Consider the following 23,184-nt stretch of genomic DNA (forward strand, 5'->3'; position numbering starts at 1 on the left):
TTCAATTCGCTCGCAGCGTGTCTTTAATGATGAATCCCGACGGTGCAGATTTCGTTCCGTTGCCGCGATCAGCCCGCGGACTTTTCAACCAGCCGGACGCGCATCTGGCTTTTGCGTTTAGCTGGCCACAGCCTTGCCACTCCCAAGCAAACTTGGCGGCAATGCTCTGGCCTTATAAGGTCGGCGCGCCCGCCGAAAGGCGCGGGGCCGTCGGCCCCTCACCCCATCAGAAACTGCAAGAGATCGAGGCCAGATGTCGCGAAGTCCCATGGTCGTCCGTACCGTTCCCGCCTTGCGCCGCGCCGTCGAGGCCTTGCGCGCCCGAAAGGCCGCCGTCGCGCTGGTGCCGACCATGGGAGCGCTCCATGACGGACATGTGTCGCTGGTGCGGCTCGCCAAGCGCCGCGCACAGAAAGTGGTCGTATCGATCTTCGTCAACCCGACGCAGTTCGCCCCGACGGAGGATTTCGGTTCGTACCCGCGCACCTGGAAAGCCGACGTTGCCAAACTCGCCGCCGAGAAAGTCGACCTGATCTGGAATCCCGACGTCAAGGCGATGTACCCGGACGGCTTCGCCACCCGTATCGTGCCGGAAGGTCCGGCCACCGCCGGCCTCGAGGATCGTTTCCGGCCGCATTTCTTCGGCGGCGTTGCCACCGTGGTCGGCAAGCTGTTCACGCAAGTCCGGGCGGACGTGGCAATCTTCGGCGAGAAGGATTTTCAGCAATTGCGGGTGGTGACGCAGATGGCCGCCGATCTCGACCTCGGCGTCAAGGTGATCGGCTCGCGCACCGTGCGGGAACGCGACGGGCTCGCGATGTCCTCGCGCAATGTCTACCTCTCGCCGGAGGAACGGCTGACGGCGCCGACGCTGTACCGCGCCATGAAGGAAAGCGCCAAGCGGCTGAAGGCCGGCGAGGATTTGGCGGCCGCGATCGAAGCCGGCCGCGAACTGATCAGCGCCGCCGGCTTCGCGCTGGACTATTTCGAGGCCCGGCACGCCGAGACGCTGGCGCCGGTTACCTCGATGAAGGACGGGCCGGTGCGGATCCTGGTTGCCGCAAAGCTCGGCACGACGCGCTTGATCGACAATATCGGGGTTTAGAGCGTTTTCCAGCGAAGTGGAAACCGGTTCGCGTCAAGAAAACGCGTCAGATCAAAAATCTGGAGCCCGTTCCGATTCCATCGGAACGGATAAATGCTCTAGCCGTGGGACCTCGGTCAGAGCAGCCCCAGATCGCGCAATTCGCGCCGCATCGGTTCCGGCATCGCGGCCACGCTGGCGGCTGAGGATTTGGTGAGGTCAGCCGGCGCGGCGTCCTCGGCGAGGTAGCGCCAGCCCTGGAACGGACGCATCGGCCGCGGCGAGACGGCGAACACCTTGGGCTGCATCACCAGACGGCACCGCCCGATACCGTCCTTGTCGCGGAACGGCTCGAGCGCAATGATCTTTTCGCGCGCGGCGATTTCGCCCTTGATCACCCAGTAGAGTGAACCGCCGGCGAGGATTTCCGCGTCGCGCTTCGGCGTCATCCGCGTGATGTGGACGTGGCGAAGCGGCAGGCCCTTTTTCTTGGCGGTTGCCATGCGTTCGGCGACCCACCCCTTGAGTTCCTTGACTGACTCGCAGCCGACGGCAAGCTTGATGAGATGAAGCGGCATGATCCCGCCGATGTAGCGGTCCGTGCGCGCTTTGAAAAGATCACTCGTTGTTATCAGCTGTGGGCGCCCCAGCCGTCGGCGCGAGTTGGACCGGCGCGCCGTTGGACGGCCGCTTCGGCGCCGGCGGCGACTTCTTGGCGGCGGTCTGCGCCGGCGGCGATGCCGGCGGTGTCGCCGCGGCCGGACGCGGCGCGGCGGGCGATGCCGGCGCAGCCGCAGTTGCAGACGACGGCTTCGGCGCTGCCCCGGGCGGCGGCTCGGGCGTCATGATGCTGACCGGCGGGGTGGAGGCCGAGGTCGGGAATTCGGCGTTGGTGGGCTTGCCCGTGGGGAGCGACGGCGGCAGCGCCGCGATCAGGCCCGTCGCGGCCTGCGCCGGCGCGTTCCAGGACGCCGCGTAGCGCATGATCAGGTTTTCATAGACGCGCTCTTCCATGTTGGCCGCAATCTGGCGCGTCTCGGTCAGCGAGCGGAACGCGCGGCAGGCCGATGGCGTGCAACGGTCTCGCGCCATCAGCACATAGGCCATTAACCCGTAACGGTCGCGCTCGACGGCGCGACGCAGCGCCAGCAAGTCGGAGCCGGCCCCCTTGTTCGCGGTGGCGACATCTCCGAGCGAGGTCAGGAGCGTGATCTGCGAGGCGGCGTAGGCCACCGCCGCAGCCACCGACTCGGCCGAACCGAACAGCACCTTCTCGCACGCGGCGAGGACTGCATCGCCGGCCAGTTCGTCAATACAGGAAAGCTGCGGCAACGGCGCGGTAGCCGTCTGAACCGAACGCGGCGCCTCCGTGGACTGAACCACGTTTGCCGTGCCGAAGCCGCGGAAGGTCACGGCCCCTGCGACCCCGATCGCGAGCAGCGTGATGAGCGCCAGCACGCCGTTGGCCATGGATCTCTCCGAGCGCAGCAGCGTGATCAGAACGATGATCCCGACAAATCCGGCCATGGCCAGCGTCAGGTATAACGAAAGGTTCGGCGAGCTCCAGATCTGATCCAGCGAAGCAGCCCAGTTCATGCGCGGTGTCCCTTAACGCAGCATCAAACGCGATCGAAAGACGAATGCGTCTTTGTCGCATTCGCTTTTCGGCAGATTGGTTCTGCGAACGGGGCCTTTTGACGGCAGTCGAAGTGGAACCTCGTCAGCCGGCTGCTTGCACACAACTGATTCAGGAAATCGCGAGCTGGCTTTCCTTGGCGACCCGTTCGAAAGCTTCGGTCGAGCTTTTGATGCGATACTGACAGTCGTCGCCATCTGTTGGCAGCAGCCGGATCACCTCATAGGTGCCGGTGGCGGCCGGACGGGCGACGTTGCTGGCAGTAAAATAGACAGTCTCTCCAACGGAGTACTTATGCTTCAACGCCCTCTCCATTACGCAAGAACGCCGGCCGCGCTCACGGTCCCGCTAGCTTTCGGCCGACTTGAGAACCCTGCGGCAACCTAGCACAGCCGACCTCCCAAAAGCCAGCAGCATCGAGACATGGCAAATGCGCAAATTCTGCATGTTTTTCAGGGCGATAAGCGGTAATTTCTGCGGTTCCCGGGAACCCGCCTGCCTAATATTGAGGCCGTTTTTCCCAATATAGGACAGAATGCCGCGGGTTGCGGGGAGCCCTGGTACCCCCGCCCGGCCACCGGCCCCGCGCCCGAAATCAGACCGTCTCGAACCGTTCGATGATGAGCGTTTCAGCAAGGCCGGCGCGGGTCCATTCCTGGAATGCCGGCAAGGACATCATCGCATCGAAATAATGCCGCGCCTCGCCCCTCACCTCGATCGCATAGGTGCGAAAGCGATGCACTACCGGCGCAAACATCGCGTCCGCACCGCCGAACGCGCCGAACAGGAACGGTCCTTCCTTGCCGTAACGGCTGGCGCAATCGGCCCAGATCTCCTGAACGCGCGCCACATTGGCACGCGCGTCATCCGACAGGTCGACCGCGCCGACCGGACGGTGCAGGTTCATGCCGCATTCGTTGCGCAGCGGCATGAAGCCCGAATGCATTTCCGCCGAAATCGAGCGCGCATGCGCCCGGCGCGCGCGGTCCTCCGGCCACAGCCTCGCTTGCGGGTATTTCTCGGCAAGATATTCGATGATCGAAAGCGAATCCCACACCGTGACGTCGCCATCGATCAGCGCCGGCACCTTGCCTGCGCGCGAAAAGCTCAGGATCCGGTCCTTGTCCGCCTTGTCGTCGGTGTAGAGCGGGACGAACACTTCCTCGAACGGAATGTCGTTGGCGCGCAGCGCCAGCCATGGCCGCATCGACCATGACGAATAGTTTTTGTTGCCGATGACCAGTTTCAACATTTGCGGGGAAATCCTGTTGGAGGCGTGATCTTGCCATAGTGCACCGCACGCGTTCAACCTGTACATCACGATTGCCAAGCCATCATCGGGGATCTCGCCATATGGGCGCCTATTGGGTCGATATCGCCGCCGTCGCGTTCTTTGTCGTGGAATGGCTGGTCTACGGCCTTACGCTCGAACACACGGCCTATGGCCGCGACAGCCTGTCGGCGCGCATGAACCGCTATCGCGAGGTCTGGGTGCGAAACATGCTCGACCGCGAAGCGCGCATGGTCGACATGCAGATCATGGCCTCGCTGCAGAACGGCACCGCCTTCTTCGCCTCCACCAGCCTGATCGCGATCGGCGGCGGGCTGGCGCTGCTGCGGGCGACCAACGATGCACTCGCCGTGCTGCGTGAGCTGCCGGTCGATCTCACCCCCTCGCCCGCATTGTGGGAAATCAAGTGCGTCGGCCTGATCCTGATCTTCATCTACGCCTTCTTCAAATTCGCCTGGTCGTACCGCCTGTTCAACTATGTCGCGATCCTGCTCGGCGCGATGCCACCGTCGTCTCAGCGCGACACCGCGGAAGCCGAAGCCCACGTGATGCGCACGACGCGTCTGTTCGAGGCGGCGGGGCGGCATTTCAACCGCGGCCAGCGTGCGTTCTTCTTCGCGCTCGGCTATCTCGGCTGGTTCGTCAGCCCCTGGGTATTGCTGCTGACGACCGCGCTGGTCGTGATCGTGACCTGGCGGCGTCAGTTCGCATCGAACGCGTGGCGGGCGATGGGAAGCTAGAAACGGCTTCAAATTCAGATGGTGGCCCCGACGAGCAAGAAAGCGGCGCCGAGCGCGAGCAGCACAAGACCAGGCCAGTTCGATTTGAACCCAAAACCGCCCGCCGGTCTTTCAGGTTCCAGGGTGTCGCCGGGTTGTCCGGCGCGAAGCCGCCTTCTACCGCTCAGTCGGCCACGCCAGATTGGCTGAAAGGCCATCTGCAACACCCCGCCGAAAACAAGAAGCACACCAAGCCAGATGAGTGTCATGCTCCGTCTCCCGCCAGTGAATGGGCCGCGAGCTTGCCGCCGGCCGAGGGCTCGACGTCTCTTGGTCGATTATCTTTCAACGTCCGGCCGACGCTTCCGTTTCGCCTACCGTAGTTCCATCTGGCCGTAAGAGAGCGACCCTCGCCTCTCCTCTTTTGATGCCGGGATGATCGAGCGGTCGTGAGATCACGCGCTAGGAAGCGCCGAAATCCTGCGGCGTAAAGTTGAGATCGAGCACCTTCCATTCGCCGTAGCGATCCGCCGGCAGCATGGCGTAGGGCTGACAGGCCGACAGCGCGCGGATGGCGCCCTGCATCAGCAACGGCCCCTTCATCGAGGCGCTGGCCTCGATCAGGATCGGCTCGCCTGCGAGCCTGCCGTCCGGGGTCATCAACACGCGCAGCTTGACCTTGACGTCGTCGGTGCTCGACAGCGAGCCCGGCAGTTTCGAGCAGGTTCTGAGGTGGCGGCGGAACTCCGCCACCAGCGTGCTCGCGACATCGGCCGCCTCGATCGCCGGCGCGTCGAAATTGTCGTCACCCTTGTTTCGGGCTTGCGAGGGAACGAGCGGCAGCGTGGGCGAGAGGTCGGGCGGCAAGCCCAGCAGCACCTGATACTTGATCGAGACATCCGGCTCGGGCGGCTTGTAGGCCGGCGCCGCCGGTTGCGACGGCGGCTGTGCCACCGGCTGCGGCTGGGCCGCGCGCGGCGTGGCGAGCGCCGCCTGCTTCTGCGGCTGCGCGGCAGGCGCTGGCTGTACCGTTGGCGGAGGCGCACCGGCGGCCGCCGGCTTGTCCAGCAGTGAGAAATCGGGCTCCGCCGTTTGCGCCGGTTCCGGCTGGTTTTCGGTAGGCGACTCGTCGGGAGCCGCTTGCTTTTCGGCAAGGTCTTGCTGGGTCACGATTTCGACCGGGATCTGCTCAGCCGTCACCGCACCGAACGGGTGAACCTCGGAAAACAGCAGCAGCAGAGTCAGCAGCGACGCATGTGCGATCGCCGACGCCGTGATGTCAGTGGGTATGATCCGCCGCAGGTCCATCGCATCAGGATGATGTTCGGTACGTTCCCTGCCCACCAGCATAGCGTCCGGCGGCGCAACGCCTCAATCCCATTTCGGCGCGAAACCGAAATCCGTGAGCCGGCCGCTGGCGCTGCCCATGCCGGAAATCTGCTGCATATCCGCTTCCGACAGCTCGAAATCGAAGATCTCGATGTTCTCCGAGAGCCGCTCGAGTTTCGACGTTCGCGGGATAGCCGCCACGCCCTGCTGCACCAGCCAGCGCAGGCAGATTTGCGCCGCCGTCTTGCGATAGCGGTCGCCGATCCGCAGCAGCGCGCGATCGTTCTTGATGCGGCCCTTGGCGACCGGGCCATGCCGTGGCGCGCGCAGGCTTCCCTGACCTTGGTCTGGTCGAGATAGGGATGGAATTCGACCTGGTCGCACGCCAAAGGTTCGGGGCACGCCGCCACCGCCTCCTCGATCAGGGCCACCGTGAAATTGGACACGCCGATATGGCGGGCGAGCCCCTGCTGCCTGACCCGCGCCAGCGCGCCCAGTGTCTCCACCAGCGGCACCTGCGGATTCGGCCAGTGCAGCAGCAACAGGTCGACCTCGGTCAGGCGCAGTCGCACCAGGCTTTCCTTGGCCGAACGCTCCAGATCGTGGGGAGCGAAATGCGAGGGCCAGATCTTGGTGGTGAGGAAGACCTGATCGCGCTTCACGCCCGAGGCACGCAGGCCCTCGCCGACCTCGCGTTCGTTCTCGTACATCTGCGCGGTGTCGATGTGGCGATAGCCGAGCCGGATCGCCTGCTCGACGAGCCGCGCACAGATGCGTCCGCGTAGCTCCCAGGTGCCCAACCCGATCGCGGGGATTTTTGCGCCATTGGCTTCGACAAACAGCATAGGTTGTATCCACGGACCGGCCCCATTATGGGCTGCGGAAACAGTCCTGCCAACAGATAGCGTTTTCGAGCGAAGCATGCCCGGACTTGATCCGGGGTGGACACCGGTCCGCTTGAAGAAAACGCGCCAAACAACTAGGCGGACGACGGTTCTGTGGCGAGAGCTTCGAAGACGGTTTCCGGCGAATGGGCGATCACGGCGAGCAGCGCCCGCGCCGGTCCGCGCGGTGCACGCTTGCCCTGCTCCCAGTTTCGGATGGTTTCGACGGGCACGCCGAGCCTGGCCGCGAATTCGAGTTGCGTCAGCTGCGCACGACGGCGCAGGTCGCGCACTGCCGGCAAGGCCGGGGTTTCGCCGGGTGTAACGTCCGGCGCTGTGGGTGAGGCGGTAGGCATCGCAGGCGCGAGCCCGGGCATCGCTGGCGCGAGCCCGGGCATCGTCGGCGCCAGCGGGAACTCCTGCCCGTCCCGCAGTTCGACGATCCGTCCGTCCGCTTTCAGCCGCAAGCGCTGCATGTTGACCTCGTGAGCCAACATCATCGGCCAAGCGCGTTAAGGCCCGATTAACGATAAAAAGGCCAAAGGCGCAGCTACTTCAGCCCGAACCACAGCGTGGCGATGCCGAGAAACGAGAAGAAGCCGACCACGTCGGTGATTGTGGTGACGAAGGTCCCCGACGCTACCGCCGGGTCGGCACGCACCCGGTCCAGCACCATCGGGATCAGGATGCCGCCGAGCGCGCCGGCCACCAGGTTGCAGATGATGGCCAGCCCGATCACGATGCCGAGCCCCGGGATCTTGAACCAGGCCACCGCGGCGATGCCCGTGATCACGGCAAAGGCGAGCCCGTTGACGAGGCCGACCATCGCCTCGCGCATCACCACACGGAAGGCATTGTTGGAGCCGAGTTCGCGGGTGGCCAGCGCCCGCACCGCCACCGTCATGGTCTGGGTAGCGGCGTTGCCGCCCTGGCTCGCCACGATCGGCGCCAGCACAGCGAGCGCCACCATCTTCTCGAGCTGACCCTCGAACAGGCCGAGCACGGAGGACGCCAGAAACGCCGTCGCCAGATTGACCAGGAGCCAGTTGAAGCGGGCGCGCGCGATGGTCCAGACATTGTCGGACAATTCTTCGTCGCTGGTGACGCCGCCGAGCGCCTTCAGATCCTCGTCGGCCTCCTCCTCGATGACGTCGACCACGTCGTCGATGGTGATGACGCCGACCAGCCGGTTGGTGGTGTCGACCACGGGAGCCGCGACCAGATTATACTTGCCGAACATCCGCGCGACCTCTTCCTGGTCGTCCAGCACCGAGACGCGGCGGCGGTCTTCGTCGATCAGATCGGCGATCGGCACCGGCCGGCGCGCCCGCAACAGCGTGTCGAGCGAAACCGCGCCCTGCCAGTGCTTTTCGGAATCCACCGCGTAGATCTCGTAGAACCGGTCCGGCAGATCGGGAGTGTCGCGCATGTAGTCGATCGCCTGGCCGACGGTCCAGTCCGGCGGCACCGCGATGAACTCGGATTGCATCCGCCGGCCTGCGGAATTTTCCGGATAAAGCAGGCTGCGCTCCAGCGCGACGCGCTCGGAGGGCGGCAGCTTTTCGAGGATCTCCTCCTTGTCCTCCTGGTCGAGCCCTTCGAGCAGTTGGACGGCGTCGTCGGATTCCAGTTCGCGAACGCCCTCCGCGACCGTCTCCGGTTCGAGTTCCTCGAGGATTTCCTCGCGGACGGCATCATCAACCTCGTTCAGCGCCGAGAAGTCGAAATCGGCGCCGGTGATCTCGACGAGGGTGACGCGGTCCTCGGCTTCAAGCGCCCCGATCAAATCACCGAGATCGGCCTCGTGAAGTTCCGCCACCACCTCGCACAACAGCGGCCGGTCGGCGGCGTGGATGGCGCGCGTGATCTCCTCGACAAACTCGCGGCGGAGCTGGTTCTCTTCGTCCCGCATCGGCAGATGGTCGAGTACTGAGCCCTGCGCTGACAGCGCGTCTGCGGCCTTGGCAACGTCGATATTCTCGGCCATGCCGCGCCTCGCCGGTTTGACAGAATGAGAGAACTTGTCTGAGCTATAGCTGCACGCATTACCCAATCGGCTGCGCCAAGCGCAATGCCAAATATCACCGCCAAATATCACCAACGGCAAATGACCCGAAATTTAAGCGCGGCGCTGTGCTCGGCGGTCGCAGCATTGATGGCCTTCATTGCGGCGGCGCCGGCCGCCGAATGCAGCCGCAACGACGCGCTCGGCACCTCACGCGTTCTCGCGGTGGATGCCGCTACCTACCCGCGCGTGGGCCTCAAGAGCTTTCCGCAGACGCTTCCGCTGGAAGACCACGAAGTGGTGCTGACCTTCGACGACGGACCGGGGCCTGCGACGGACCAGAAGATACTGGCGGCGCTGGCGCATGAATGCGTACGCGCCACCTTCTTCCTGATCGGAAAGCTGGCCTCCGAACATCCCGAACTGGTGAGGAGAATAGCGGCGCAGGGCCATACCATCGCGCATCACAGCTGGACCCACCACAATCTGAAATACATGAAGCCGGAAGCGGCCATCGGCGAGATCGACAAGGGCATCGCAGCGGTCGAAACGGCGCTTCACGGAAAAGCCACCGCGACCCCGAGCACGCCGTTCTTTCGCTTTCCTTTTTTTGACATGACGCCCGCGACGCTGGACGCCTTGCAAAAGCGCGGCATCGCCGTGTTCGGCGCCGACCTCTGGGCCGGCGACTGGATACCGATGACGCCGGCACAGCAGTTGAAGCTACTTACCGAGCGGCTGCAAATCGCCCGCAAGGGCATCATCCTGCTGCACGATCCCAAGGCGCAGACCGCTGCCATGCTCCCGGCCTTCCTGCGCTACCTCCGCGACAACCATTACCGCGTGGTCCATCTGGTGCCGGCAGGTGCCAAAACCGTGTCCGGCAAAGCACATTAGATCACGATCTTTTTGGCTGACGCGGTTCTGTGGCCTGGTTCACACCCCGAAACCAAAATTAGGTGTAGAAATCAGGTGATTAAGGCGGCATTCATGACGCCAGATGTAAGCCGTTGCGTGCTCTTGGAATGAAGCCGGGGTTCAATGATCGCTAGCGTATTTGGGGGGCTTCGGCGGCGGTCCTGGACCGCCTTGTGCGTGGGCATACTAACCTCAGTTGCCGCGCAGGCTGCGTCGGCCGCCAATTGCCCAGGTCATCCCGACGCCATCGGAACGTCGCGCACGATAGTTGTCGACCCGCGCGCCCATCCTGTCATCGGCACCATGCAATATGGCAAGACGCTGCCGCTTGCAGATCGTGAGGTGGTGCTGACCTTCGACGACGGTCCGCTGCCGAAATACAGCAACGAGATCCTCGACATTCTCGCCGCGCATTGCGCCAAGGCGACCTTCTTCCTGGTCGGAAGCCAGGCCCGCGCCAATCCGGAAGGCGTGCGCAAGGTGCGCGATGCCGGCCACACGGTGGCCACCCACACCCAAAATCATCCGGGCGGCATGGATCGCCTGCCGTTCGACCGCTCCAAAGAGGAGATCGAACGGGGCATCGCGTCGGTGACCGCAGCGCTCGGCGATGGCTCCGCGCCGGCGCCGTTCCTGCGCATTCCCGGTCTTCGACGCACCGACGAGATCGAGGAGTTCGCCGCGTCCAAGGGGCTTCAGCTCTGGAGCGCCGATTTCCCGGCCGACGACTGGCGCGACGTCTCCGCCAATCGCGTCTATGAGCTCGCGATGCAGCGGCTGGAGCGAAAGGGCAAAGGCATCCTGTTGCTGCACGACATTCAGCCGCGCACGGTCACCGCGCTGCCGAGGATTTTGCGCGAAATGAAGGCGCGCGGCTATCGCATCGTCCATGTGGTGCCGGCGACGCCCGATCGGCCGGTAACGCCGACCGAGCCGAAGCAATGGCAGTTGCATCCGGCACCGGAGATGGTGGCGACTTCGCGCTGGCCGAAGGTTCCGAAATTCGCTTCTGCCGGGCCTGCGGCACTCCCCGTCCCGGCTTTGTCCGATCTCGATTGGCACACGAGCAATCTTGGCGCGCGTGCCTCGCGGCGCGGGCGCAGCGTTCCACTGCCACTGGTCGCGCCGTGGTCGCGGCAAACGATGTTGCCGCCGGCCGGCACGCTGGCCGCGCTGCCGGTTCCGGCCCGGAGCATTTTCAAAACTCCGGAACCGGCGGGCATGACCCTGCTGGCCTCGTTCGCGAGCCGGGCGGCATCGACTGCGCAAGCGCGTTCAAAGGAAGTCTCCTCCGCAAAGCTCACCGGCAAATCCCGCCGCCACGGCCACACAACCGCGGCCCAGCCGCCGGCACCCGCCGGACACGCCGAGCAGTCGCCGCAAAGCGCCGGTGCGACCGCGCCCAAGCCGGCGGCACAAGCCAAACGGAATGGGCGGTCGGTTCGGGTCGCCGGGTTGAAGAAGCGCTGATCGGCCGGTTCTGATCGAATGGATCAGGACTGCTCCCCTAATCATTTGTTTTGATGCACTGTCCTGAGCCCGCCATCAGGACAGGGGCTCAATTCGTCACTATCTTGGCGATGCAGAGCAGGATAACGATGGCGAGGAACAGCAGGTCGATATAGGCCTTGATCTCGCCGGCATGGCGCAGCGTGCCGACTTCGGTGATGACCTGCTTGCGCGTCGACGTCGAATTCGGTCCCTCGCCCAGCGCCGCCACCAGGCGGCGTGCCTCAAGCTCCAGCCGTTCGATGCGCTGGAAGAAGTGAAATGACCGCAGCGCCGACGCCGCGTGCATGCCCGCATAGACCAGCACGAGAACCGCGACGAGCACGCGGTGCTGATACTTTTCGAGGAAATTCAGAGCGAAATAGACCAGCGCCAGGAACACGAAGTTGGAGAGGAAACGATAGGCGTAGCTCAGAAACAGCATGAAGATGCTCCGGGTGGTCTTGGCAGGTGTCGAACTTCCTGGAAGCGCCGAACGGCGGCAGAGCCGGCGGGAATCAACGGCCGGCCGGCGCATTCAGTTTACGCGAACGGTGCGACTGTAGGGGCAACAACCCACACGCCACGCCAAACGATTCGCGCGCCGTGGCATTGCGGACACGCGAACACCCCGCAGAACCGATTGTACTAGGCCAAAACTGCCACGTTGTGGTGCGCTCGGAGGGTATCGGATCAACCAAGTATCTGAAGCTGCAACCAACGGGTGCGGACCTGCCTGATCAGCCGCACGACTATTCTGACTCGTCGGATACCGCAAAGAGGCCCCGCCATTTGCGGCGGGGGCGAGTCTAGGGAGAAGACTACAAACTAAGCTGATTCGCGGCACCAGCGTGTACCGCAATTCACACACGCTATTCGAAAAACAGACCTGATCGATATTCTGGATATCTCACGGCGGCTATACTTTGCCTTCGATCATCTTGAGTTTGACGGTCTCGCAGGTCTTCCGAACCTGCTCGGTAAAGATCGCGCATTCCTCGATGCGCTTGAAGATCTTTTTGGCTTCCTCGCGATACGAGGCCGCGGTATCGCGCATGAAGGCAATGGCATTGTGCACTTCGGCGGTCATCGCCTCGCATTTCTTCGCCGCGCTGATCAGCTCTGCGCCCATGGCTTCGATTTCCCTGGCGGCGGCTTCATAGTCGCGTACCACGGCCTCGGCAGTCAGCGCGCCGACGCGCGTAACGCCCTCTTCATGCTCCACGTAGTCTGGCATCAGTCCCGATGGAGCCGCCCTGACCACGGGAAGGCTCCCGACGACGTCTTCTTCAAGCTTGGCTAAATCCAGCGGCGGAGTTCTGTGAAGTCGTTCGATACTCGCCATAGGCCATTCTCCATCACTCGATGAACAACCCCCAGCGCGAACATAGCGACCGATTCGTGGCGGAATCCTGCATCGAAGGAAGCAACGAGAAGGCGAGCGTGTGAATACAAGCGCCGTGGGATGGCACCGAGGCGCTTCCATTCGAGCGAAGCTGCACGGGCCCGGCATTAACCATGCCGGAGCATCAAGCCGCTGTTGGCCTAGGCTTAATGCGCATTTAACAATTTTGCTTCACTCGTGGAGGACCAGCGCAACATCTTTCAAGCCGCAAGAATTGCGGGCCGCACTCAACCTCTTCAGGAGGATCGATTGAGGACGACGCTTCTTATTTGCGTGCTGGGTACTACCCTGGTCGGTTGCAGCAGCCAACAATCAACACAGCCATCATGCGTTGGCCTGAACCCATTGGCCTGCCTGACCGCGGTTCATGTGCCGATTGAACCTGAATCGCACGACAGCGAATCCGCCGCAGCGAAACCATTATCCATCGTCGCCTGGCGCGGCGACAGCCCGCCCCGATCTCACGCGAAACACGCCGTTCATCGAGCACCCAAGCCAATCAAGGTCGCGGCAAAAGCCGCGGCTACCGTTCCCATACCGATTCCTTCTCCGCAAGCGAACCAGCAGACGACGGGCAATGCCGTTGCTTCCCAAGCTGCTCGCGCTTCCGAAGCGACTCGCGCTTCCCAAGCGACACGCACAATCACCGCCGATCCGCAGGCCACGACCGACGTTCCGCAGCCCCGAACGACGGAGGAGCAGGTGGCGGCCGCCGCAGCGGTCGCGGAGGGAATGTCGGTCCCGACGTTGGATACGTCGCTGGACGCGCTCGTGGCCGTCCTCGTGGCGGGTCCCGACGTCAAGTCGGTCTCCGACCTGGCTGGTAAGACAATTGCGATCGACGATAGATATTCCGAGCAGTCGATCAACCGCGTCAGGACCGCGATGGCGGCGGCGGGCGCGCTCGAAGTCCAACTGAGCAAAGGTCAAACCACTGCGATCAATCGGCTGGTCGGCAAGGAAGTTGCGGCCGCGATCGTCGGGCTCGTCTCTGCCAGCGCCGCCGATAGCTTTCCTGAACTCCCGCGATTCAGGATCTTTCAAGTCCCGCTCTCAGCTCGATCGAGCCCGGCCAAGCCGTGACGGATTTGCCTCTCGGAGAATCCGCCCCCTGTGACCAAACGCAGGCCGCGGAGCCAAAAGCCCAACAAAAACAAAGCTGATTTTTGAGGTGGTCGGCGTTACTGGCAGCGATTTCAATAATCTACGTGAGTACACCAAACCAAAGGTGCCCATGCCAATCGCACCTTTAGGTGCCGTTCGACATCCAAATGAACCGCAGGAAGGTAGCACCAGCGCACATGAGGAAACTGGTCGCGAAAACTCTCGCAGCCAAATATTCGATAGTATTGGCGAACAGCGCTTAGCCGCTTCGATGCGAACCGTGGGTTCCCGGCGCGCTCGCCTCTACGCCTCGGCACACGCCTTGAAGTTCTGGCGCTGAAACGCTACGTTAGACAAAATTCAATTCTGTCTAACGTAGGCAAATGCCATGGCAAAGGCACCAGCAAGCAAATCCCCACCGCGCCGGGGCAAGCAGGCAGCAAGCACGACCAAAGGTAGCTGGGGGCAGATAAAAGCCGCTCACCGCGAGCCTGCGGCCGGCCAGTTTGTCGTGAGCAAGGCGCGGTTCGAAGCGGTTATGCGGGCAGCGGAACAGTCGGGTCTCCTGAACGAAAAAGGCGGCCGTATTGGCGGCAGGGTGAGCCCGGCATTGGTCAGGCAGGCCAAACGGCAGACAGGCATCGAGACAGATACGGACTTGATCGAGTTTGCCCTGGCGACGGTCGCGCTTGAGGATAACTTCGCAGACGTGTTCAAGGAGTCTCGCGGCAAGGTCGACCCGAAGCTGAAGCTCGGTTTTTGAGGTGGCGGAGTTCGATTTCGGCGCTGCCCGGCGGTGGGCGCGCTTCGATCCGCAAAGAACGCTGGCACGACGAAGTGACAATGAACTGCCGTTTGTCAATCCGAGCTCAATCGGCGGACAAGGACTTCTGCTTGATACCTCCGTTTACATTGACCAGATGCAAGATCGTTCGCCTCAGATCTTGGACGACCTGATCGCGGAGCGACAGGTCAATCATTCGACTGTCGCGATACAGGAACTGATGCACACGGTAGGCGTATTGAATCCGTCTGACGCGCGAACCGCCACGGTCATCGACGTGATCGGCAGGCAAATCAGAGCGATGCCACCACATCGTATCTTCGCGCCGGACACCGACGTTCTAGGACGTGCTGCGCTTCTGTCGGGGATACTCTGCCGCCTCCAAGGCTACGAAAAGGACGGCAAGCTGCGCGCGCTTCAGGACTGCGTGCTGTTCCTTCATGCGCAAAAGCTTGGCCTCGTTGTCCTGACTGCGAATGTCGGCGACTACGATATTCTACTCCAACTCATTCCAACCGGACGCGCGCTGTTCTATCGTTCGAAATGAACGCCAGCGCAAAAGAGCTTTTCAGGTAACCCTCAAAAGCAAATATATTTCAATAAGTAGACGCATGGTGCGCTCGGAGGGCGGTCGCATTTATTGCGATATCAATGAGTTGCCAAGGTTTGTCAAACCATAAGGTACATTGCAAGTCTAAGAGTACCTTTCAGAAAGGCCGCCAAGGAGCGGCTTGTCCAGTGGCGTTTTCGAGAGATCGCCCCGTCCCACGGCGCGATCGGCGTCGCGGCCGGTCATTCAAAATGCTGGTCCTCTCCGGAAGCTATTTGCGCGATCGCACCGCAACATTTGGTGGCCTTGCGCCCGGGTTTGAGGACATTGGGTGATGTTCCGACGGACCTAGGATGCCCGCTCGTCCAGTTGAGCAGGCCCGCTGTGCGCCACAGCTTCAGACACGCAACCATCTCAAATTGCTTTTTGAGGCAGTAGCCTAAAGCGCAATGTCAGACGGACAATTTGCGAAGCGGGCGCTCCCTAGGGAAGTCCGCGAATCCAACGCTTTCAACGTGTTACTGAGAAGTTTGAGGGAAAATGTGCCTCATTGATCTTCATGATGCTTCAGCATCATCCCCCAAACTACCTTGCCGAAGACAGTGCGGTCAGCGGACCAGGCGGGAGAAGGGTCGGGAATCACTCTCGTCAGCATTTCTCGCGTGCTGGTCCAGGGCGTCAAGGGGGCCCAACCGACCCATTGCGCTCTGGATGGTTGTGGGGCCTCCCGACATTCGCTGATCATCGCCTTCTGAGGTAGGCAGGTCCTTGCGTTGCCGCGTTCTGGAGCCGCCTTCGTCCATTTGGGTCATGCTTCTACGCGACAGAACCGGCGGTTCAGACGGCGCGCTTCAGCGACTCGACCAGATCGGTCTTCTCCCAGGAGAAGCCGCCTTCATTGTCCGACATACGGCCGAAATGGCCATAGGCCGCGGTGCGCGCGTAGATCGGGCGGTTGAGATCGAGGTGGGTGCGAATGCCGCGCGGCGTCAGATCCATGGCCTGGGCCACCGCCTTCTCGAGCTGGTCCTCCGGCACTTTTCCGGTGCCGTGCGTGTCTATGTAGATCGAAAGCGGCCGCGCCACGCCGATGGCATAAGCGAGCTGCAGCGTGCAACGATCGGCAAGACCGGCGGCAACGATGTTTTTGGCGACATAGCGTGCGGCATAAGCGGCGGAACGATCGACCTTGGTCGGATCCTTGCCGGAGAATGCGCCGCCGCCATGCGGGGCCGCGCCGCCATAAGTGTCGACGATGATCTTGCGGCCGGTGAGGCCGGAGTCGCCGTCGGGTCCGCCGATGTAGAATTTGCCGGTCGGGTTGATATGCCAGATGGTCTTGCCGTTGATCCAGTCCTTGGGCAACGCCTCGCGCACGTAGGGCTCGACGCGTTCGCGGACCTGTTCCGAGGTCATGTTCTCAACGATATGCTGATGCGAGACCACGATCTCGCGCACGCCGACCGGTTTGCCGTTCTCATATTGCACGGTGACCTGGCTCTTGGAGTCCGGACCCAGCACCTTCTCGCGGCCCGAGTGGCGGGCTTCTGAGATCAACCGCAAAATTTTGTGGGCGTAGAAGATCGGCGCCGGCATCAGGTCGGGCGTCTCGTTGCAGGCGTAGCCGAACATGATGCCCTGGTCGCCCGCGCCTTCTTCCTGGTTGCCGGGCTGCAGCGCGTCGACGCCCTGCGCAATATCGGCGGACTGCGGATGCAGCAGGATCTCGATATCGCAGGTTTCCCAGTGGAAGCCTTCTTGCTCGTAACCAATGTCCTTGATGGCGCCGCGCACCACGCCTTCTATCTGCTCTTTGGTGACGGACGTCGGACCGCGGGTTTCGCCTGCAATCACCACCTTGTTGGTGGTGGCGAGCGTTTCACAGGCGGCACGGATCGCCCAAGGATCGATGCCTGCCTTCGGGCCTTCGCGGTAAAACAGATCGACGATCTCATCAGAGATACGGTCGCAAACCTTGTCCGGATGACCCTCGGAAACCGACTCGCTGGTGAACAGATAGGACGCGCGCATCAAGTAAACCCCTTTTTCCGTCCGGACCTCGGCGGTCCTCCGTGATGTGTCTTAAGATGTCCCCCAGCGCCTTATCCCAGGATGCCGGGCATGGCCTTGCCGGTTCGGTTCCCCTCGCCTGAGAATTGAAACGACAATGTCGAGTCGGGCGCCAACACTGTCAGTAATCTTGATCATGCCGGAACGCCGAGCTTCAGCTGCCGCTCCCAGCTCAGTGCGTGCTGCACGATCTGCTCGAGATGGTCGTGACATGATCTCCAACGCAGGACGGACTTCGCTTTTGCGTTGGATGCCACAAGAATAGCCGGATCTCCGGGCCTGCGTTCGCGCATCCTCACGTCGAAATCGACGCGGCACACGCGCTTGACGACATCGATCACATCCAGGACCGAGTAGCCATGGCCATATCCCACATTGCAGGTCAGCGACTCTCCCCCGCTTCGCAGATGCGTCAGCGCATCGACGTGCGCCTGCGCGAGATCGGTGACGTGCACGTAGTCGCGGATGCAGGATCCATCCGCTGTTGGATAATCGCTGCCAAACACTTCCATGCCCCGCCGCCGACCCAGCGCCGCCTGCACTGCGACCTGGATGAGATGAATTGCCTCTCGCGTAGACTGCCCCGAACGACCCGTCGGATCGGCCACTGCGACATTGAAGTAGCGCAGCGCGCAATACCTGAGCGGGGTTGATGCTGCTGCATCCCGTAGCATCCATTCGATGGCGAGCTTCGAGCGGCCGTATGGGTTGATTGGGAGCGTCGCGTTTTCCTCCTCAATCGGGATCGTTCGCGGCTCTCCGTAAACAGCGGCCGTCGACGAGAATATGAAGTGTGAAACGCCAGCGCGCTCAGCTTGAGAGATCAGCGCATGTGTGTTCACGGTATTGTTCAAATAGTATTTTGCGGGATCACGAACGGACTCGGCGACTGATATGCTGCCGGCAAAATGCATGATCGTATCAATAGCGTGGTTCTGCAGGATCTTGCCGACCATCGCCGCGTCGCCGCAGTTTGCACGATAGAAGGGCACGCCTTCCGGAACGGCGGCCCGCAGACCCGTGGATAGATCGTCGATTACTACGGCTCGCTCGCCAGCATCCAGCAGGGCCAGGACCGCGTGGCTTCCAATATAGCCGGCTCCGCCCGTGACTAACACGCTGCTGCCATTCGTCAATCGCGTTGCCCGGAAGTCCTGCATCATAATTCACCTTCTGTCCGTCCTAGTCCTAGGCCGCGACCATGAAACAGGCGGTCACGCGCCGCTCTGCCCTTCCTGAGCAGAATTGGTCTTCAATCTTCCCAACAAGCAGGGCCGATGGCGATTTCGCCTGCATCGTCGACGCCAAGGAGCCTATAGACTTTCCAGGTCATCAGAACTTTCTTGCAGTGCTGGCACCTGACCACGTCGCTGTCGCCCAGCCTTGGCGGAGGCGCGATAGAGGCAGAGCCGCACGTGTCGCATGCAAAGTCTCTTGCGATCTTCATTACGACCTCTTCGTTTCCCGGTGGAACCGGCAATCGTTCTGCTCCTCCGCTGGATCCCATTCTGTTCCTCGAGCTCTCGAAGGTGGTTTCCTGCCAATTTTTTGGGCACGACTTATTGGTTTGTTCATGCATTTTGACGCTAATATTTGTCGGACAGGACGCAGCTTATCGACAGAGATCGGAGCGCGTTCCGATTGGATCGCCGACGCGCTCGATCGCAAAGGTAGCTCAGAATGCTCGCGGGCATGTTGTTCATGGCCGCAGGCTTTGCCTGCGGCGTCATTTTTCGACTCGGCGCTTTTGCAATCGGCGTCGCGGCACTCATTGCCGGATACGCACTGTTGCTCGGCTTGGCCAGCACCTCCTGGAAGGTGCTGGCGATCGAGTTGCTGTTGGCGCTGCTTTTTCTGCAGGTCGGATACGTAGGAGCCGTCGTCGCGCGAATATTTCTCATAAAGCTGAAGGCTCGTTCGCCCGGATTTGCCCGGCTGCATGCGAGTCTGCACGTCGCGCGCGCGAGCAAGACCGACCATTCCACAAGCTGAAGCCCGGTTGGTTGCATGCTCCGCTCTACTGCTCACCCGATTGCGAGACGATTGTGGCGGCGTAGTTCCCCGCGTTGAATGCCGTTGTCGCGACACCCTTGCGCGAGACTGAACCTGCAGCACCCGGCGCACGAATAACCTCGACGCGAACAACGTCGCCAGGTTCCACGAGCGTTCCGTCATCAGTCGGAAATGTCGCCATCGCGCCATCCTTGCGCCGCTGTATCCAGTAGGAAAGCGACTTCCCGCCGCTCTCATTTTGAGCCGTCCGCGGAGACGTCGTTGCTTCGGCGACAAGCGTTTCAGACGTATTCATCCGATTGATCAGCTGCTCGATGCTGGCCTTGGCCTCCCGCAGCTCGGACGAGGCTTTCGCCTTGCCGTCCTTGACCAGGTCGGTCGCATCGCGCTCCGTCTTCCGCACTTCCTGCTGAGCCCGGACTAACGCCGTTTGCACATCGAGCATTCCGCTTTGCAGATCTGCGGTCGTGCGCTCCAGCGCGAACTGCCGCGATGTGACTGCAAGCCCCTTATCGACAAGAGCGCCGACGGTATTCAGCTCGCGCTGGGCCAGAGCGACCTGCTTCTCCTGTGTCACGAGCTTGCTCTGCAGCGAGGCAATCTCCTTCTCATACAGCGATCGCAGTTCCGACAAGGCCGCGAGCTGCGACTGCAGCACGTCGCGCCGGGTTATCAAGATCGTTGCCTCCTCTGCCAGGAGACTTCCGATATCCTTCTTGTTGGCGAGCTCAGGCGGTAGTGTGATTGTGTTCTGCTCGGCAAGTTCAGCTTCGAGCCGAGCGCGTCTGATGTAGGTACGCCACAGCTCCAGACGTGCAGCCTCGACGTTTCCTGCCGCGTTGATCTGCTCCCGCATCCCGGCTTCGCTTGGCCGATGCAAGCCGCCGGCTACGCCCACTGCCTGCAAGACGCTTAAGCCGGGACGAAAGTTGAATTCTCCAGGGCGCTCCACGTCGCCGAGCACGTAGAACGGGCGATACTGAACTATCTCGACCGCCGCTTCCTGCGCACCCATAAAGCCGGTGCGCTTGTACAGTTCTGCCGTGATCGCACGAGCAAGTTGGTCGCTGGTCCGCCCTTCCGCGGCGATTTCGCCGATCATTGGCAAGGACACGCGACCGGCGGGATTTACGGTGTATTCCGCGCCGAACGGCGTCCACTCGTAGTATTCGGCCTTGCCGGCACGCCATTCGACGACCTTCAGGCGCAGTTTGTCCTGAGGACCGAGAAGATATTCAGCGCTGAAAGCCGGTGCGGCGAGAAGTTGAAGCAGGCAAAGAGCCGCCAGCGATGCGCCGATCCTCAGTGGCGCGACGCGATGGCTCCAAATCGAAGCCGTATTCCAAGTCTCCATCGAGTTACGCGGCATGTGGTGGTCCTCTTCTGATCTCATGGCGGCAGCATTCTTTCATTCCGCTTCGTTGCGCTGACGAAAGCTGCAAGACGAGCAGCAATCTCCGCAAGAGTCGGCGGCAGCGATCGCGTAAGATTAGTCAGGAAAGCTGCATCGCCAGGCTCAACCGCGTTCACTACGCGCAGCCCAACTACGTACACCGCCGCCCCTGCGGCAATCGCCAACGGTATGCTTGACGGATGGCCGACAATCCTGATGCAAACGGATGCCGCCGCAGCGCTGGCGAGCGCAGCGGCACAGAGCTTCAGCACCGCGACCACCGGAATGGTGAACCCGAGCCGCTGCACTACGAACCAGCAACCCAGGCCGATCATCAGCACCTGAATTGCTACCCGCGCGGAAGCGGCGCCCATCACGCCGAATTCGGGGATCAGCAGGGAGCCAGCGGCCAGCGCACATGCGGCACCACAGAGGGAGCTCGCAAATACGAAGTCACTTCGCTCAAGCGCCTGCACCAGGCTGGTGGCGACTGTCGACAACACGCTCAGCGCTGCAACGGAAACAAGGACCATGGCCGCCGGCACGGCGGCGACGAACTTGTCACCATAGAGAGCCGGCAACAGCTCTGGAATAATGGCAGCGGTGCCAAAACATATCGGAAATGCGAGTGCCGCCAGAAGCCGAACCGCGGCAGCGAACTGCTCTCTCATGCCATCCAGATCGTCACGCCCGCGTTTCTCGGCAAGCGATGCCAGCACTGCGCTTGTCAGCAACATGGGGCCCTGAATGGCGAGCTGGGTCAGCGCCAGCGCAACTGCGAACATCGCCACCGAATCCATTCCCCAGTAGCGCTCGAGGAAGAACAGCTCGATCCGCGACCAGACAATGGCGCTGGTGACGTTGGCTCCCCAGCAGAAGAGGGCAAACGAGGTCACGCGCCGCCTCAGCGTGCGATCGATTGACGCCGGCCCGAACATCGTTGACAGACACACGACTGAAGGAACCACCATGCCCGCAGCGTAACCAGCCAATGCGCCCGTGATCCCGAACAACAGTGAACCGCCGATCACGGCGGAGACCTGCAGCAATAGTGAAACGCCTGCGATGCGCGCGGCCAAAAAGAATTCCTGCCGTCCCCTCAAACGAGCATAGGTGTAAGTGGTCAGCGCCTGGCCAACGACAAGCAAGATCATGAGGACGACCAGCGGCATTGATGCGCCCTTCGCCGCACCACCGCCAAGAAACTCTGCAAGGGATTGGTGACCATACAGCCACACCATCATGCCGGCACAGATGGCCGCGATAAGCGCCGCAATCGCGAGCCGTCGCGAAAGGTTTCTGTCCAGATGTGCCGCCACGCTGGACTGTCCGCTCCCGTGCAGGAACGGCAGGAACCGTCCAACAGCGGACGATAGACCCAGATCGACGAAGGGCGCGACCATCCAAACAAGCCAGATGACATAGGCAACCGATCCTGTCTCGTTCACGCCAAGCGTACGAGCCACGGCAATGCTACTGAAGAAGCTCGCAAGCGCAATCGCACCTCCCGCCAGCGCGCCAAGCATCGAGTTCTTCACGAACCTGGACATGCCGTGCGCCCTTTTCGATTTCCAGCCTGCATGTCGACGGCCCGCTGCATAATAGGTCCAGACCTGTCGGGCCTCGGATTTTTGCCATGCATGACATCGCCATCATGCATCGCTATGGTTCTTTCGGGTCGGAGGCCTTCCCCTTCAGGGTACGGGGCGTTGACATGGTTACGCGAGTTCTTTTGCTGCTTCTTGTACTGGCTGGACTTCCAACGCCCGGGCGCGCTGACACCGGCGACGAACTCGATCTTTCGGATCTCATACAAACCTTCAGCGAGGATTTTGACGCGTTGGACGTGTCCGCGTGGGGACCCGGAACGCGCTGGATCGCCCACACGCCGTGGAACGGCGACTTTGGGAGCGCGGCCTTCGCCGATCCGAAGCCGGGCTTTCCATTCACTACGCAGGACGGCCAGCTCCGCATCGAAGCCGCCAAGGGTGTGGATGGTAAGTGGCGCGGCGGGCTTCTGGCGTCTGTCGATCGGGAGGGCAAAGGCTTTGCGCAGCAGTTCGGATACTTCGAAATGCGGGCCAGGTTTCCAGCGGGCAAGGGCCTTTGGCCGGCCTTCTGGCTGATCGGCCTCGATCGCTCTACTCATACGTCCGAGGTCGACGTGGTCGAGCACTACGGCCATATGCCCGCGCGTTACACCGCTTCGGTTCACGTGTGGGATCGCAAGGTGCCGAAAAACTCCCGCACGACGCACAAGTTCGTCGCGGTGCCGCCGAATTCCCTTTACGCAGACTTCCACACCTATGGTGTAAAGATCGACGGCGAGTGGACGCGTTTCTATTTCGATCGTCGTGAGGTGGGGAGCGTGCCGACGCCTGCCGAACATCATCAGCCGATGTACATGCTGATCGATCTCGGGCTTGGCGCCGGATGGCCCATCGACGAGGCACCAAGCCCGTCCTACATGTATGTCGACTATGTCCGAGCGTGGCAGAAGCGCTGAGGCAG

Annotated in this window: 23 protein-coding genes and 1 pseudogene; 9 read left to right on the plus strand and 15 right to left on the minus strand. The window is 62.1% G+C overall.

The features are described 5' to 3' along the window. Nucleotides 1-253 precede the first annotated feature (253 nt). Entirely contained in the window at nt 254-1,105 is an 852-nt protein-coding gene (panC, locus tag IVB22_RS17900) for a pantoate--beta-alanine ligase (protein ID WP_247518631.1), read from the plus strand. 116 nt (nt 1,106-1,221) lie between these two features. On the opposite strand, the gene IVB22_RS17905 is transcribed toward panC, so the two are convergent. The 4 genes from IVB22_RS17905 to IVB22_RS17920 all read right to left on the minus strand — a co-directional run bounded on the left by IVB22_RS17905 (nt 1,222) and on the right by IVB22_RS17920 (nt 3,972). Further along, a complete protein-coding gene (locus tag IVB22_RS17905) occupies nt 1,222-1,662 on the minus strand; it encodes a DUF1489 family protein (RefSeq protein ID WP_247518632.1) in 441 nt (146 codons plus the stop codon). A gap of 40 nt (nt 1,663-1,702) precedes the next feature. Then, nucleotides 1,703-2,680: a hypothetical protein gene (locus IVB22_RS17910; RefSeq protein WP_247518633.1), complete on the minus strand. Its 978-nt coding sequence runs from the start codon at nt 2,678-2,680 to the stop codon at nt 1,703-1,705. A gap of 151 nt (nt 2,681-2,831) precedes the next feature. Beyond that, a complete protein-coding gene (locus IVB22_RS17915) occupies nt 2,832-3,035 on the minus strand; it encodes a hypothetical protein (RefSeq protein ID WP_138839284.1) in 204 nt (67 codons plus the stop codon). A gap of 280 nt (nt 3,036-3,315) precedes the next feature. After that, nucleotides 3,316-3,972, minus strand: coding sequence for a glutathione S-transferase family protein (locus tag IVB22_RS17920; RefSeq protein WP_247518634.1), 657 nt, complete (start codon nt 3,970-3,972; stop codon nt 3,316-3,318). Between the two features lie 101 nt (nt 3,973-4,073). On the opposite strand from IVB22_RS17920, the gene IVB22_RS17925 reads away from it, so the two are divergent. After that, nucleotides 4,074-4,751: a DUF599 domain-containing protein gene (locus IVB22_RS17925; protein WP_247518635.1), complete on the plus strand. Its 678-nt coding sequence runs from the start codon at nt 4,074-4,076 to the stop codon at nt 4,749-4,751. Between the two features lie 14 nt (nt 4,752-4,765). Here the strand turns inward: IVB22_RS17925 and IVB22_RS17930 are convergent, their stop codons facing one another. From IVB22_RS17930 to mgtE, 5 genes and pseudogenes are all read right to left on the minus strand, one after another. After that, nucleotides 4,766-4,999 carry a hypothetical protein gene (locus IVB22_RS17930; RefSeq protein WP_247518636.1) on the minus strand — a complete coding sequence of 78 codons (234 nt, stop codon included), beginning with the start codon at nt 4,997-4,999 and terminating at the stop codon, nt 4,766-4,768. 193 nt (nt 5,000-5,192) lie between these two features. Further along, entirely contained in the window at nt 5,193-6,074 is an 882-nt protein-coding gene (locus tag IVB22_RS17935; protein ID WP_308200417.1) for a hypothetical protein, read from the minus strand. A 27-nt stretch (nt 6,075-6,101) separates the two neighbouring features. Next, a pseudogene (locus IVB22_RS17940) lies at nt 6,102-6,904 on the minus strand (aldo/keto reductase). A 134-nt stretch (nt 6,905-7,038) separates the two neighbouring features. Then, nucleotides 7,039-7,419 (minus strand): DNA-binding transcriptional regulator, encoded by a 381-nt coding sequence (locus IVB22_RS17945; protein ID WP_247518637.1) that lies wholly within the window; start codon nt 7,417-7,419, stop codon nt 7,039-7,041. A gap of 74 nt (nt 7,420-7,493) precedes the next feature. Beyond that, nucleotides 7,494-8,930, minus strand: coding sequence for a magnesium transporter (gene mgtE, locus IVB22_RS17950; RefSeq protein WP_247518638.1), 1,437 nt, complete (start codon nt 8,928-8,930; stop codon nt 7,494-7,496). Between the two features lie 120 nt (nt 8,931-9,050). Here mgtE and IVB22_RS17955 point away from each other — a divergent pair, with 120 nt between their 5' ends. Next, a complete protein-coding gene (locus IVB22_RS17955) occupies nt 9,051-9,845 on the plus strand; it encodes a polysaccharide deacetylase family protein (protein ID WP_247518639.1) in 795 nt (264 codons plus the stop codon). Between the two features lie 198 nt (nt 9,846-10,043). Then, the gene (locus tag IVB22_RS17960) at nt 10,044-11,336 is read left to right on the plus strand and encodes a polysaccharide deacetylase family protein (RefSeq protein ID WP_308200418.1); all 1,293 of its coding nucleotides are present in this window, start codon (nt 10,044-10,046) and stop codon (nt 11,334-11,336) included. An 88-nt stretch (nt 11,337-11,424) separates the two neighbouring features. Here IVB22_RS17960 and IVB22_RS17965 read toward each other — a convergent pair whose 3' ends face one another. Together IVB22_RS17965 and IVB22_RS17970 are read right to left on the minus strand one after the other, a co-directional pair. After that, nucleotides 11,425-11,799, minus strand: a complete 375-nt coding sequence (locus tag IVB22_RS17965) for a hypothetical protein (RefSeq protein ID WP_247518641.1) — start codon at nt 11,797-11,799, stop codon at nt 11,425-11,427. Nucleotides 11,800-12,273: 474 nt separating this feature from the next. Next, nucleotides 12,274-12,699, minus strand: a complete 426-nt coding sequence (locus tag IVB22_RS17970; protein ID WP_247518642.1) for a hypothetical protein — start codon at nt 12,697-12,699, stop codon at nt 12,274-12,276. Nucleotides 12,700-13,008: 309 nt separating this feature from the next. Here IVB22_RS17970 and IVB22_RS17975 point away from each other — a divergent pair, with 309 nt between their 5' ends. From IVB22_RS17975 to IVB22_RS17985, 3 genes are all read left to right on the plus strand, one after another. Beyond that, nucleotides 13,009-13,842, plus strand: a complete 834-nt coding sequence (locus IVB22_RS17975) for a hypothetical protein (protein WP_247518643.1) — start codon at nt 13,009-13,011, stop codon at nt 13,840-13,842. A gap of 409 nt (nt 13,843-14,251) precedes the next feature. Next, a complete protein-coding gene (locus tag IVB22_RS17980; RefSeq protein ID WP_247518644.1) occupies nt 14,252-14,626 on the plus strand; it encodes a hypothetical protein in 375 nt (124 codons plus the stop codon). Nucleotide 14,627: 1 nt separating this feature from the next. Next, nucleotides 14,628-15,194 carry a type II toxin-antitoxin system VapC family toxin gene (locus IVB22_RS17985; protein WP_247518645.1) on the plus strand — a complete coding sequence of 189 codons (567 nt, stop codon included), beginning with the start codon at nt 14,628-14,630 and terminating at the stop codon, nt 15,192-15,194. Between the two features lie 840 nt (nt 15,195-16,034). On the opposite strand, the gene metK is transcribed toward IVB22_RS17985, so the two are convergent. After that, a complete protein-coding gene (gene metK / locus IVB22_RS17990; RefSeq protein ID WP_247518646.1) occupies nt 16,035-17,228 on the minus strand; it encodes a methionine adenosyltransferase in 1,194 nt (397 codons plus the stop codon). Between the two features lie 173 nt (nt 17,229-17,401). Continuing rightward, nucleotides 17,402-18,430, minus strand: a complete 1,029-nt coding sequence (galE, locus tag IVB22_RS17995; RefSeq protein WP_247518647.1) for a UDP-glucose 4-epimerase GalE — start codon at nt 18,428-18,430, stop codon at nt 17,402-17,404. A gap of 517 nt (nt 18,431-18,947) precedes the next feature. On the opposite strand from galE, the gene IVB22_RS18000 reads away from it, so the two are divergent. After that, nucleotides 18,948-19,259 carry a hypothetical protein gene (locus IVB22_RS18000; RefSeq protein WP_247518648.1) on the plus strand — a complete coding sequence of 104 codons (312 nt, stop codon included), beginning with the start codon at nt 18,948-18,950 and terminating at the stop codon, nt 19,257-19,259. A gap of 25 nt (nt 19,260-19,284) precedes the next feature. On the opposite strand, the gene IVB22_RS18005 is transcribed toward IVB22_RS18000, so the two are convergent. Together IVB22_RS18005 and IVB22_RS18010 are read right to left on the minus strand one after the other, a co-directional pair. Beyond that, nucleotides 19,285-20,673, minus strand: a complete 1,389-nt coding sequence (locus IVB22_RS18005; protein ID WP_308200419.1) for a polysaccharide biosynthesis/export family protein — start codon at nt 20,671-20,673, stop codon at nt 19,285-19,287. Beyond that, nucleotides 20,670-22,223, minus strand: a complete 1,554-nt coding sequence (locus tag IVB22_RS18010; RefSeq protein WP_247518649.1) for a lipopolysaccharide biosynthesis protein — start codon at nt 22,221-22,223, stop codon at nt 20,670-20,672. The genes IVB22_RS18005 and IVB22_RS18010 overlap by 4 nt, the downstream gene beginning before the upstream one ends. Before the next feature lie 164 nt (nt 22,224-22,387). Here IVB22_RS18010 and IVB22_RS18015 point away from each other — a divergent pair, with 164 nt between their 5' ends. Continuing rightward, nucleotides 22,388-23,179 carry a glycoside hydrolase family 16 protein gene (locus tag IVB22_RS18015; RefSeq protein ID WP_247518650.1) on the plus strand — a complete coding sequence of 264 codons (792 nt, stop codon included), beginning with the start codon at nt 22,388-22,390 and terminating at the stop codon, nt 23,177-23,179. The last annotated feature ends 5 nt before the right edge of the window (nt 23,180-23,184 follow it).

It is taken from the genome of Bradyrhizobium sp. 190, from assembly GCF_023073415.1.
Classification (GTDB): domain Bacteria; phylum Pseudomonadota; class Alphaproteobacteria; order Rhizobiales; family Xanthobacteraceae; genus Bradyrhizobium.